Source organism: Staphylococcus simulans, assembly GCF_002994445.1.
In the GTDB taxonomy this organism is placed as follows: Bacteria; Bacillota; Bacilli; order Staphylococcales; family Staphylococcaceae; genus Staphylococcus; species Staphylococcus simulans_B.
This window is the reverse complement of the sequence record NZ_MRZJ01000001.1, coordinates 536515-549473: the sequence shown is the minus strand read 5'-3', so window position 1 is coordinate 549473 and position 12959 is coordinate 536515. Positions and strand designations below refer to the sequence as shown.

At 37.8% G+C, this 12959-nt stretch carries 11 protein-coding genes; all 11 read left to right on the top strand.

Annotated features, from left to right (window positions below; all coding sequences use genetic code 11):
* Positions 1-134 precede the first annotated feature (134 nt).
* Positions 135-1808, top strand: coding sequence for a ribonuclease J2 (rnjB, locus tag C7N65_RS02785; protein WP_105992941.1), 1674 nt, complete (start codon positions 135-137; stop codon positions 1806-1808).
* A 226-nt stretch (positions 1809-2034) separates the two neighbouring features.
* Positions 2035-4425 (top strand): DNA translocase FtsK, encoded by a 2391-nt coding sequence (locus C7N65_RS02780; RefSeq protein WP_105992940.1) that lies wholly within the window; start codon positions 2035-2037, stop codon positions 4423-4425.
* Between the two features lie 2 nt (positions 4426-4427).
* The gene (locus C7N65_RS02775; RefSeq protein WP_105993057.1) at positions 4428-5150 is read left to right on the top strand and encodes a GntR family transcriptional regulator; all 723 of its coding nucleotides are present in this window, start codon (positions 4428-4430) and stop codon (positions 5148-5150) included.
* Between the two features lie 57 nt (positions 5151-5207).
* Positions 5208-6437 carry an EF-P 5-aminopentanol modification-associated protein YfmF gene (yfmF, locus tag C7N65_RS02770; protein ID WP_105993056.1) on the top strand — a complete coding sequence of 410 codons (1230 nt, stop codon included), beginning with the start codon at positions 5208-5210 and terminating at the stop codon, positions 6435-6437.
* Entirely contained in the window at positions 6434-7720 is a 1287-nt protein-coding gene (yfmH, locus tag C7N65_RS02765) for an EF-P 5-aminopentanol modification-associated protein YfmH (RefSeq protein WP_105992939.1), read from the top strand. The genes yfmF and yfmH overlap by 4 nt, the downstream gene beginning before the upstream one ends.
* Positions 7721-8425, top strand: coding sequence for an elongation factor P 5-aminopentanone reductase (gene ymfI / locus C7N65_RS02760; protein ID WP_105992938.1), 705 nt, complete (start codon positions 7721-7723; stop codon positions 8423-8425).
* Between the two features lie 132 nt (positions 8426-8557).
* Positions 8558-9397 carry a DUF3388 domain-containing protein gene (locus tag C7N65_RS02755; protein ID WP_105992937.1) on the top strand — a complete coding sequence of 280 codons (840 nt, stop codon included), beginning with the start codon at positions 8558-8560 and terminating at the stop codon, positions 9395-9397.
* A 21-nt stretch (positions 9398-9418) separates the two neighbouring features.
* On the top strand, positions 9419-9817 hold the full coding sequence (locus tag C7N65_RS02750) for a helix-turn-helix domain-containing protein (protein WP_105992936.1): 399 nt from the start codon (positions 9419-9421) through the stop codon (positions 9815-9817).
* Positions 9818-9842: 25 nt separating this feature from the next.
* The gene (gene pgsA / locus C7N65_RS02745) at positions 9843-10424 is read left to right on the top strand and encodes a CDP-diacylglycerol--glycerol-3-phosphate 3-phosphatidyltransferase (protein ID WP_105992935.1); all 582 of its coding nucleotides are present in this window, start codon (positions 9843-9845) and stop codon (positions 10422-10424) included.
* A 134-nt stretch (positions 10425-10558) separates the two neighbouring features.
* A complete protein-coding gene (locus tag C7N65_RS02740; protein ID WP_105992934.1) occupies positions 10559-11701 on the top strand; it encodes a CinA family nicotinamide mononucleotide deamidase-related protein in 1143 nt (380 codons plus the stop codon).
* Between the two features lie 172 nt (positions 11702-11873).
* Positions 11874-12935 (top strand): recombinase RecA, encoded by a 1062-nt coding sequence (gene recA / locus C7N65_RS02735; protein ID WP_105992933.1) that lies wholly within the window; start codon positions 11874-11876, stop codon positions 12933-12935.
* The last annotated feature ends 24 nt before the right edge of the window (positions 12936-12959 follow it).

The window sequence follows — 12959 nt, the reverse complement described above, 5'->3', positions numbered from 1 at the left end:
CATTCTTTTTTTATATAAGAGGTAGAGACAATGCAGTCTCGCTACATGTTTAGTAGTGTACATTAAAAAGAATTTAACTTATAATATACAGTGAATACTTATATGGTCGGGGATTATAAATAGGAGGAGAAAAATTGAACTTAGTAAAGAAAAAGAATGAAAATATACGCATCATTCCGCTCGGCGGAGTGGGTGAAATTGCGAAAAATATGTATATCGTTGAAGTTGACGATGAAATGTTCATGTTGGATGCAGGCTTAATGTTCCCAGAAGATGAAATGCTGGGTGTAGACGTTGTTATTCCTGATATTCAATATGTTGTTGAAAATAAAGACAGATTGAAAGGTATTTTCTTATCGCACGGTCATGAACATGCGATCGGTGCAGTCAGCTATGTATTGGAACAAGTAGACGCTCCAGTGTATGGTTCAAAATTGACTTTAGCATTAGTTAAAGAATATATGAAAGAACGTAAAATCGATAAGAAAATCAGATATTATACAGTGAATAATGAATCAGTGATGCGTTTTAAAAATGTAAATGTATCATTCTTCAATACAACACACAGTATTCCTGACAGCTTAGGTGTAACAATTCATACTTCTTACGGTGCAATTGTGTACACTGGCGAATTCAAATTCGACCAAAGCTTGCAAGGCAACTATGCGCCTGATTTGAAGAAAATGACTGAAATCGGCGAAGAGGGTGTCTTTGCGTTGATCAGCGACTCGACTGAAGCTGAGAAACCAGGTTACAATACACCTGAAAATGTGATTGAATCACATATGCTGGATGCATTTACTAAAGTAAAAGGCCGTTTAATCGTGTCTTGCTACGCATCGAACTTTATCAGAATTCAGCAAGTGCTGAACATTGCTAAGAAATTAAACCGCAAAGTTTCTTTCTTAGGACGTTCACTTGAATCTTCTTTCAATATTGCACGTAAAATGGGTTATTTCGACATTCCGAAAGACTTGCTGATTCCGATTAATGAAGTTAAAAATTATCCTAAGAACGAAGTCGTAATCATTGCGACAGGTATGCAAGGCGAACCTGTAGAAGCATTGAATCAAATGGCAAGACAAAAACATAAAATTATGAATATCGAAGAAGGCGACTCAGTCTTCTTAGCGATGACTGCTTCTGCAAATATGGAAGTAATTATCGGGGATACTTTAAATGAATTGGCACGTGCCGGTGCAGATATTATCCCTAACAGCAAAAAAATCCACGCTTCAAGTCATGGATGCATGGAAGAACTTAAAATGATGATCAACATCATGAAGCCGGAATACTTTATCCCTGTCCAAGGCGAGTTCAAAATGCAGATTGCACATGCGAAATTAGCAGCTGAAGCGGGTGTTGCGCCTGAAAAGATTTTCTTAGCTGAAAAAGGCGATGTCTTAAACTTTGACGGTGAAACAATGATATTAAACGAGAAAGTAGAATCAGGCAACGTATTGATTGATGGTATCGGTGTCGGCGACGTAGGCAACATCGTACTGCGCGACCGTCATTTATTAGCTGAAGACGGTATCTTCATTGCGGTTGTTACACTTGATCCTAAGAATAGACAAATTGCGGCTGGACCGGAAATTCAATCTCGCGGATTTGTTTATGTCAGAGAGAGTGAAGCTTTATTGAAAGAAGCGGAAGAAAAAGTACGTGAAATTGTAGAACTTGGTCTGCAAGAACGTCGTATTGAATGGTCTGAAATCAAACAAAATATGCGTGATAAAATCAGCAAATTATTATTTGAAAACACTAAACGCCGTCCAATGATTATTCCGATTATTTCAGAAGTTTAAGGAACAGTATGCATGTTTAACATACAAGAATGCTATGGTGTGCTTTTATGCGTATCATAGCATTTCATCATATTATTTAAATTTTAACAATGTGATTTTGTTCCATGTTAAAATATAGAGATGGCAAGTTAGTCAGTAAGCCATGTTGAATCAAAGCATCATTTGTTCAACGTGCTTGCGATACATATTCACTTGAGCATATTTTATTGAAAAGAAGGTGTATGTTTTGGCACAAAGAAAGAAAAGAACAACCAATTCAAGAAGAAAAACTACAGCTAAAAAGAGAAACACAAAGAAAAAACAAAATGAAGCGCCATTGCGCTATATAGCAGCAATCATTACTGTAGTACTTGTTGTTCTAGGTGCCTTCCAATTAGGAATAATAGGAAGAGTGATTGATACATTTTTCAACTATTTATTCGGTTACAGCAGATATTTAACATATATTTTAGTCATTCTCGCTTCCGGCTTTTTAGCTTATAACGGCAGATTGCCTAAAACGAGAAGATTAACAGGATCGATTGTACTGCAATTTGCATTATTATTTGCGACACAATTGTATTTAGTGTTTTCAAAAGGTGCAGTTGGAGATAGAGAACCTGTGATTTCGTATGTGTATCGTCAATATGATAAAACACATTTCCCTAACTTCGGCGGCGGTATTTTAGGCTACTACTTAGTACATTTTTCAATACCGCTCGTTTCTATTGTCGGAGTAGTTGTCTTTACAGTCATTCTGTTTATTTCAAGTTTTATTTTATTATCTAAACGCCGTCATAGAGATATGGCAAAAGTATTATTAGAGAACTTGAAATCAGGCAGTGAACAAGCAGCAGTACATAGAAAAGAAAGAAAAGCACGCCAAGCTGAACGTAAAGAAGAAAAACGCCGTCAAAAAGAAGAACAAGCAGCAGAACGTGCAGCGCAACAAGAAGAAGTTAAAGATGTCAGTGATTTCACAGAGGTGCCGATACCTGAAGAAGAAAAACAAGACAGTGCTATTCCAATCTTTGGAGATGAGCCGAAAGATAAGAAAACAAGCGCGCCAAAAGCACCAAGCAATCATGAACCAGAACAAGCAGAGGCAGCACCAAGAAAACGACCTAAACGTCAATTGGTCGAACAAAGCAATGACAGTGCTGATTCAAAAGCATCACCTGATGCGATGGGTTCTATTTCTGATGCGGGCGAAGTTGAAAACTCAGATTATCAATTACCGCCGCTTTCTATTTTGAACACACCTACAAAACAAAAAACAACATCACGTGCTGAAGTTCAAAAGAAAGGCCGCTTGTTAGAAAATACATTGAAAAATTTCAATGTGAATGCGAAAGTCACACAAATTAAAATCGGACCGGCTGTTACGCAATATGAAGTACAGCCTGCACAAGGTGTCAAAGTCAGCAAGATTGTCAATCTGCATAATGATATTGCGCTGGCTTTAGCAGCCAAAGACGTACGTATCGAAGCACCGATTCCAGGCCGTTCAGCCGTAGGTATTGAAGTACCGAATGATAAAATCTCACTAGTATCGCTAAAAGAGGTTCTAGACGAGAAATTCCCTTCTAAGAATAAATTAGAAGTAGGTTTGGGTAGAGATATATCAGGCGAACCCATCAGTGTGGAATTAAACAAGATGCCGCACTTGCTTGTGGCAGGTTCTACAGGAAGTGGTAAATCCGTATGTATCAACGGAATAATTACGAGTATTTTACTGAATGCGAAGCCGCATGAAGTAAAACTCATGCTTATTGACCCAAAAATGGTAGAATTGAATGTATATAATGGTATTCCGCATTTATTAATACCTGTAGTTACTAATCCGCATAAAGCATCACAAGCATTAGAAAAAATTGTTTCAGAAATGGAACGCCGTTATGATTTATTCCAACACACAGGTACAAGAAACATCGAAGGTTACAATGATTACATGAAACGCCAAAATGAAGAACTGGATGAAAAGCAATCATTGTTGCCGTATATTGTAGTGATTGTGGATGAGTTGGCAGACTTGATGATGGTTGCCGGAAAAGATGTGGAAAATGCAATACAGCGTATTACACAAATGGCACGTGCTGCTGGTATTCATTTAATCATCGCAACACAAAGACCTTCAGTCGATGTCATTACTGGTTTGATTAAAAACAACATTCCATCAAGAATTGCCTTTGCTGTCAGCTCGCAAACAGACTCTCGTACAATTATCGATAGAGGCGGCGCTGAGAAATTGCTTGGTAAAGGGGATATGTTGTACTTCGGCAACGGAGGTTCAATTCAAACACGTATTCAAGGTGCCTTCTTAAGCGACCAGGAAGTTCAAAATGTCGTTAACTTTGTTATTGATCAGCAAAAAGCTAATTATGTTAAGGAAATGGAACCTGGTACGACACCGGAAGGTACTGAGAAGAAAAGTGAGGATCCTCTTTATGATGAAGCGTATCTCTTTGTTGTGGAACAGCAAAAAGCGAGTACCTCTTTATTACAACGTCAATTCAGAATCGGGTATAATAGAGCATCGCGTCTCATGGATGACTTAGAAAACAATCAAGTAATCGGACCGCAGCGTGGAAGCAAGCCGCGTCAAGTATTAGTAGATTTAGAAAATGGTGAGGTGTAATGATGACAAATACGAATTCAATATACAGAATTAAAGAATGGATTTTAAGTGAAATCGAGTCAGGCAGATTGAACCCGGGTGATCCTGTTCCAAGTACTTTATCTATCGCTAGAGAAGTGAATGCGAAAACAGATGATGTATATGATGCAGTGGATGAACTTATTACGGAGCAAGTCTTAACGCAGAGCTTTGAAGCACAAGCCAGCGTTAAGGAGCCTCAGCCGTTTTTCTATCCGTTGGATAAGTTATTAAGCATCAGCAAAATGATTGAAAATGAAGGCTTTAGAGCGGGTACCATTTTTATGAACTTGGACCAGCAGCCTGCAACGCAACATGATCGCAAGGCGCTCAGCTTAAATGAAGGCGAGTATGTGACGATTATTGAAAGGATCAGAACGGCTGACGGCAGTCCAGTGGTGTATTGTTTAGATAAAGTTGCGACAAGCTATTTAACTTGTGCAGCGTTTCAAGAACATGATGAGTCCATCTTGACTGCCATTAAAGCTTTTGCTGATATAAAGATTGCGTATTCAGAAACAGAAATCGAGTCGGTAAGTTATGAACCTAAAGTTTCTGAAGCATTAGAATCAGCTCCGAATGAAGCACTGATGTTATTAAGACAAGTACATTACGATCATCTTAATCGACCGATTCTTTACTCGTTTAATTACTTCAAGAGTGAAGTGGTCAAATTCAAAGCAATACGCAAAACTGAAGAAGAATAAGGAAGGTGTGATAGTGTGAGCCAACAAAATAATAAAACAGAACCTCGTATCAAAGTAATGCCGACAGATAAATTCAAGACAACAATTATCACTTTTAAATTTATGGCACCCTTAGATGAAACTACGATGACAGCACGCTCATTATTGAGTAAACTGCTCGTTAGAGCAACCAAACAATGGCCGACAGATAAGGCGTTTAACCGCAAACTATCAGAATTGTACGGTGCATATGTTAATAGTTTTGTGACGAAATTCAAAGATAAACATGTCATTACCATCACATTAGAGCTTGTGAATGAGCGTTATCTGAAACATAAGGATCCGTTATTTGATGAAGGCTTAGATTTACTGCAAGAAATCTTGTATCACCCATTAGTAGAAAATAACGGTTTTAACGAAACATTTGTGACACAAGAAAAGACATTATTGAAAAAGAAATTAGAAGCAATCAATGATAATAAAGCACAACTTGCATTTTTAAAACTCATGAAAAATATGTTTGGAGATCAGCCATATAGTTATTTAGCTTCAGGTTTAATTGAACATATTCCAGCTGTAACACCTGAATTGTTATATCATACATACCAGTCCATGCTAGAAAATGACGATTGTGCAGTTTACGTAGTAGGTAATGTTGATACAAAAGAAGTAACAGAAAAAATCAAACAGTTATTCGATATTAAACCTTTAAAACAAGTTTCATCTGTTATTCAAGCGCAACGTTCTGAAAGCGAATTGCCTCAAACGATTATTGAACACGATGAAATCGATCAGGCCAAGTTGAATATCGGCTACCGTTTTAAAACGTATTATGGTCAACCAGGCTACTATACGTTTGTTGTGCTGAATACAATGTTCGGCGGAGACCCTTCATCAGTGTTATTCAACGAAATCCGCGAAAAGCAAAGTTTAGCCTATTCCGTGCATTCGCAAATTGATGGTAAAAACGGCTATATGTTTGTATTAAGCGGTGTAGCTGCAGATAAATATGAAGTTGCGAAAGATACGATTTTGGCTGAATTTGAAAAGTTCCAACGCGGTGAATTCAGTGAAGAAAAATTAGAACTTGCGAAGAAGATTCTGATTTCTCAACGTAATGAATCTCAAGACAGACCAAAAAGTATGGTAGAAATTGCACATAACCAAATCTTGCTTCCTGAAGACTTAACGAACGGTAATTATGGTCAAAAAATTCAAGATGTAACTAAAGAAGAGGTTATCGAACTTGCAAAAAGTGCCATCCTAGATACGATTTATGTGTTGACGAAGGAGGATGAAGCAGAATGAAGAAGCAGTATTATGAATTAATCGATGAAACAGTATATGAGTCGCAAATGGATAACGGCTTGAAAGTATTTATAATTCCGAAGCCGGGTTTTCAGAAAACCTTTGTTACATATACAACACAATTCGGTTCATTAGACAGTAAATTCAAGCCTTTAGGCAGCGATGAATTTGTGACGGTTCCAGATGGAGTCGCACACTTTTTAGAACATAAGTTATTCGAAAAAGAAGAAGGCGACTTATTTACAGAGTTCGCAGAAGATAATGCACAAGTTAATGCGTTTACAAGTTTTGACCGTACAAGCTATCTTTTCAGCGCTACTTCTAACGTCGAACGCAATATTTTACGTTTAATGAAAATGGTAGAAACGCCTTATTTCTCTGAAGCGACAGTAGAAAAAGAAAAAGGAATCATCGCAGAAGAAATCAAGATGTATCAAGAACAACCAGGTTATAAACTAATGTTCAATACATTACGTGCGATGTATTCAGATCACCCTGTCAAAGTGGATATTGCCGGCAGTGTTGAAAGTATTTATAAAATCACTAAAGATGACTTGTATTTATGTTACGAAACATTCTACCATCCTTCGAACATGGTCATGTTTGTGGTCGGCAATGTAGATCCTGAAAGTATTAATACATTGATAACAGAACATGAAGCTAAAAGAGAACTGACTGCACAACCTGAAATCGTAAGAGATAATTTAGCTGAGCCTGAAGCTGTTCAGCAAAGCAAGGTTGTGGAAGAAATGAACATTCAAATACCAAGATTGATGCTTGGCTTTAAAAATGTTCCAAAAGAAGGCTCTCAAGAAGCGTATATGAAACGTGATTTAGAAATGACGTTCTTCTTTGAAATGGTCTTAGGCGAAGAAACAGACTTCTATCAAAACTTGCTGAATGACGGCTTGATTGATGATACATTCGGTTACCAATTTGTCTTGGAACCATCTTATAGTTTCTCGCTCATCACAAGTTCAACACCAGACCCAAGTCAGCTAAAACGTTTATTGTTGGATGAACTGAAAACAAAAGCAGGTCATTTAACAGATGAAGAAGCTTTTGAGTTATTGAAAAAACAATTTATCGGAGAGTTCATTTCTAGTTTGAATTCACCTGAATATATTGCCAATCAATATACTAAATTATATTTTGAAGGTGTCAGCCTATTTAATATGTTAGATATCGTTGACAGCATTACATTAGATAGTATTAACGAAGCATCTTTAGCCAGCTTGAATTTCGATCAAATTGCGGACAGCAGATTGGAGATTAAGAAGTAAATGAAAGCATTGGTTTTAGGCGGTTCTGGTTCCATCGGTTCAGCGATTGTCCGTCAATTGCTGGATGATGGCCATGAAGTCATTGTGCATTATAACAAGGCATCTATAATGGAACTTAAGCAGCAGTATCAAAATGAAAATGTCTCTTTTGTACAGGCGGATTTAGCTTCTGAGATAGACATCGAGGCGCATTTCTCTTTCATACACAATTTAGATATTTTGATTTATGCGGCAGGACAAAGTTTATATGGTATGTTTCAAGATATGTCACCTGACCACATAGATACTTGTTATCGCTTGAATGTTAAGAATATGATGCTTGTAACACGTTATTTTCTTGACCAGCTCAGAGCGAGCGAGAGCGGTCGTATCCTGTTGATTTCATCAATTTGGGGAGAAACGGGTGCAAGTATGGAAACGGTGTATTCAGCAATGAAAGCGGCACAAATCGGCTTTGTAAAAGCATTGAGTCAAGAGCTTGCGATGACATCTATTACGGTCAATGCTGTCACGCCCGGTATGGTCAGCGGCAATATGGCTGATGCATTCGAACCGTCTGAATTAGCCGCAATCATTGATGAACTGCCGCAGCATAGAATGGTGTCACCTGAAGAAGTGGCTTATACGTGTGCTTATTTATATAATCAGAAGGCACAAAGTGTGACAGGTACTGTTCAAAAAGTAAACGGCGGCTGGTATATTTAGTGATTGTTATGCGTATTCATATCCCCATAGATAATGTATAATGTAATTACTTTCATTCATAATGTAGAACGGATGTTATATCCTTGTTTCTGATGAATACTATATGTTGTTGAACTAAGGGGCGTGTAAAACATGATAGCACCAGAAAGAAAAATTGAATGGTATTTAGAGTATGAAATTACATTTAATAGAGCAGGACTCTTAGGGGATGTTTCAAGTCTCCTAGGTATGATGGGGATTAGTATTGTGACGATTAATGGTGTCGACCAAAATCGCCGCGGTTTATTAATTCGTGCAGACAGTTTAGATAAAATGCGTCGTTTTGAAGATATTGCTAATCAAATTGATGAAATATCAATTACCAAAATGCGCAAACCAGAATTGCGCGATCGCTTAGCTGTCAGACATGGCCGCTATATCAAGCAAGATGCAGATGATAAAAAAACATTCCGATTCGAACGTGAAGACTTAGGTCTGCTGGTTGATTTTATGGCAGAAATCTTTAAAGAAGATGGTCATAAATTAATCGGTATCCGCGGAATGCCGCGTGTCGGCAAAACCGAATCGATTGTGGCAGGCAGTGTTTGTGCGCACAAGCGCTGGTTGTTTATCAGTTCTACATTGATTAAACAAACTGTACGCAATTCGTTATTAAAAGGCGAATACGGACCGGAACATGTATATATTATTGATGGTGCAGTAACTGCACGAGAAAATGATCCGAAACACCGAGAATTAGTAGATGAAGTAATGGCTTTGCCTGCAATCAAGGTGGTAGAACATCCGGATTTATTTGTGGAATCTTGCGACTATCAGCTCGATGATTTTGATTACATTATCGAATTAAGAGAAACAGAAGATCAAGAGATTAAATATGAACATATGAAACAACAGACAGTTAAGAGCAAAAATAACTTGAATTTAGGAAATGACTTTGGTGATTTCGGCGGAGGATTCGGGTTTTTTGAATAATGTTTCAAGGAGTGTAAACATATGAGCAGTACAATCGGACAGACGTTAAAAGGAAAAAGAGAACGCTTAGGTATGACATTAAATGAGTTGGAATCAAAAACAAAAGTCAAAAGAGAAACTTTGACGCTTATTGAAAATAATGATTTTGATGCACTTACTAATCCCAATTATGCAGAAGGGATTATTTCTAAATATGCCAAAGCAGTGAATACTGATGCGTCTATTCTGATTAAGAATCACCAAGAAGAATTGCCTAGTTCAACTGACAGCTTATATGATGACACGATTGAACAATTCAGCAGTTCTAATCCGCCGGATTATAAAACACAAAGCAGTGATTCTAAACAGCTGGTGATTTGGCTGTCTGGGTTTATTGTTGCGACTTTGGCAATATGGGTAGCAGCAATATTCTTAATATAATATAGCAAGAAAAGAGGAAATGTTTATGAATCTGCCCAATCAGATAACAATCTTCAGGGTAATTTTAATTCCGTTATTGATTCTTTTCGCTTTAGTCGATTTCGGCTTCGGGAAAATGTCATTTATCGGAGGACACTCCATTCGCATTGAATTCTTTATCAGCGGCATTATTTTTATTGTGGCTTCATTAAGCGACTTTGCGGATGGTTACTTAGCAAGAAAATGGAACTTAGTAACCAATATGGGGAAATTCTTAGATCCGCTTGCTGACAAACTTTTAGTTGCCAGTGCATTAATTGTTTTAGTGCAATTAGATTTAACCAACTCAGTTGTAGCAATTATTATTATTGCACGTGAGTTTGCGGTAACAGGTTTACGTTTGCTTCAAATTGAACAAGGTTTTGTCAGTGCTGCAGGACAGCTTGGTAAAATCAAAACAGCCGTTACAATGGTTGCGTTAGTTTGGATTTTATTAGGTGAACCATTAGTAAATTGGATTGGTTTCCCAATCGGACAAGTTTTATTATACATCGGTGTATTCTTTACTGTACTTTCAGGTATTGAATACTTCTATAAAGGCCGAGATGTCTTTAAAAAACAAGCATAAGATTGATGATATAGGGTGGTGCAATACAGTTGAACGTTCAGTGCATATGAGTTCACAAATAACTGTGTTTGTGCCACCCTTATATTTGTATATAACAAATGAAAACATGACGTGATATAAACGGAGGAAGTTTTATGAAAATTTCTATAGTAGCAGTAGGATCGGAACTCTTATTAGGTCAAATACTCAATACCAATGCCCAATTCTTATCACAGTTATTTAACGGTGTAGGTTTGAATGTAGTGGAACAAGCAGTAATCGGTGATAATGAAGCACGTTTAGAACGCTTATTGCGCCAAACATTAGAAGAGAATGATACCGTCGTGATGACAGGCGGTTTAGGGCCTACAAAAGATGACTTGACCAAACATACGGTTGCGAAAGTTTTAGGTAAATCACTTGTGACTGATGCGACAGCATTAGAGTATATTGAAGAATATTTTAAAGAACAAAAGCAAGAAATGAGTGAAAATAATAAACAGCAAGCACTGGTAATTGAAGGTGCAACGGTCTTACCGAACAAAGTCGGCATGGCACCAGGAATGTTAGTTGAACAAGACGGCAAACGCATTGTCTTAATGCCTGGACCGCCTAAAGAAATGGAACCGATGGCAGAAGAAGAGTTACTGCCGCTGTTAATGGAAGAGAAAGGTACGATATTTTCAGAACAGCTTAAGTTTGCGGGTATCGGCGAGTCCAGAGTCGAGACAGAATTGCTGGATTTAATCGATAACCAATCGAATCCGACGATTGCACCATTGGCAGGACCGCATGAGGTGAAAATACGTGTCACTGCAAGCGGCGACAGCGAAGCAGAGTGCAAAGCATTAATTGCGCCTGTCAGAGAAGCTATATTAAATCGTATCGGCAATTATTATTTCGGTTCTGATGATATAACAATAGAACAAGCAGCTTTAGAAAAAGTCCCTGGTACATTTGCGATTTATGATGGTGTGACTTCAGGCGAAGTATACTCCAATTTAAAAGAAGATGACGAAACGGATAAATTAAAAGGTATGCTGATTGATGATCCGGTATTTGTGGATGCTGATCAAGCTTTCGAAGCAAGATTGAAATCAGGTGCACAGCAAGTCAAAGAACTTTATCAAACAGATATCGGTATTGCACTCTTGCATCATGAAGATGAGGTTTATCTTGGTGTCTTGACGCAAGATGACTTTAAAGTTGAAGAATTTACTATGACCCAAAAAAGAAAATTAATTAAACATAGAACGCCGAATTATGTCTACATTCGATTAATAAATATGTTTTCTTAAGGGTAAAAGAGTAATAAATGCAAATATATAGGTACGGGTGTTCGGTCTAATGTAAGGTTATCGTTAAAATAAGCGAACAAATATTCGTTTATTCCTTGTAATTTAAATCGGAACACTGTATAGTATTAATTAAGATAATTTGGAGATTACATCTCGAATAGGAGGCCAGACATTGGATAATGAACGTCAAAAAGCGCTAGATACTGTCATTAAAAATATGGAGAAATCGTTTGGTAAAGGTGCCGTAATGAAATTGGGCGATAACAAAGCTCGCCGTGTTTCAAGTGTTTCAAGCGGTTCAGTTACACTAGATAATGCATTAGGAGTAGGCGGCTACCCTAAAGGAAGAATTGTAGAAATATACGGGCCAGAAAGTTCTGGTAAAACAACAGTTGCTTTACATGCAATTGCGGAAGTACAAAAACAAGGCGGCGTAGCGGCATTTATTGATGCTGAGCACGCATTAGACCCTGTATACGCGGAAGCATTAGGTGTAGATATCGACAACCTTTATTTATCTCAACCTGACCACGGGGAACAAGGTTTAGAGATTGCGGAAGCATTCGTACGAAGCGGTGCAGTAGACATTATTGTTGTCGACTCAGTTGCTGCGTTAACACCTAAAGCTGAAATCGAAGGTGAAATGGGAGATACACACGTTGGTTTGCAAGCGCGTTTAATGTCTCAAGCATTGCGTAAACTTTCAGGTGCCATTTCAAAATCAAACTGTACAGCAATCTTCATCAACCAAATCCGTGAAAAAGTCGGCGTTATGTTCGGTAATCCAGAAACAACTCCTGGTGGTCGTGCATTGAAATTCTATAGTTCAGTGCGTTTAGAAGTTCGTCGTGCAGAACAATTGAAGCAAGGCCAAGAAATTGTGGGTAACCGTACTAAAATCAAAGTCGTTAAAAACAAAGTTGCACCGCCATTCAGAGTGGCTGAAGTTGATATCATGTACGGTCAAGGTATCTCTAAAGAAGGCGAATTAATCGACTTAGGTGTAGAACATGATATTGTCGATAAATCAGGTGCTTGGTACTCTTACAACGGCGACCGTATGGGCCAAGGTAAAGAAAATGTTAAGAACTACTTGAAAGAACATCCAGAAGTCAAAGAAGACATCGATCACAAGTTAAGACAAAAATTAGGTATCTTTGATGGAGATGTTGAAGAAAAAGAAGAAAAAGAAGCGGATAAAGACGCAAATACAACTTTATTCGATGAAGAATAGATGATTTTTAAACCTGGAAAACAG

Excerpts from the sequence above, each read along its gene's own strand:
- C7N65_RS02775 (WP_105993057.1), top strand. The coding sequence starts at position 4,428 with ATGACAAATACGAATTCAATATACAGAATTAAAGAATGGATTTTAAGT.
- yfmF (WP_105993056.1), top strand. The coding sequence starts at position 5,208 with ATGCCGACAGATAAATTCAAGACAACAATTATCACTTTTAAATTTATG.
- yfmH (WP_105992939.1), top strand. The coding sequence starts at position 6,434 with ATGAAGAAGCAGTATTATGAATTAATCGATGAAACAGTATATGAGTCG.
- ymfI (WP_105992938.1), top strand. The coding sequence starts at position 7,721 with ATGAAAGCATTGGTTTTAGGCGGTTCTGGTTCCATCGGTTCAGCGATT.
- C7N65_RS02755 (WP_105992937.1), top strand. The coding sequence starts at position 8,558 with ATGATAGCACCAGAAAGAAAAATTGAATGGTATTTAGAGTATGAAATT.
- C7N65_RS02750 (WP_105992936.1), top strand. The coding sequence starts at position 9,419 with ATGAGCAGTACAATCGGACAGACGTTAAAAGGAAAAAGAGAACGCTTA.
- pgsA (WP_105992935.1), top strand. The coding sequence starts at position 9,843 with ATGAATCTGCCCAATCAGATAACAATCTTCAGGGTAATTTTAATTCCG.
- C7N65_RS02740 (WP_105992934.1), top strand. The coding sequence starts at position 10,559 with ATGAAAATTTCTATAGTAGCAGTAGGATCGGAACTCTTATTAGGTCAA.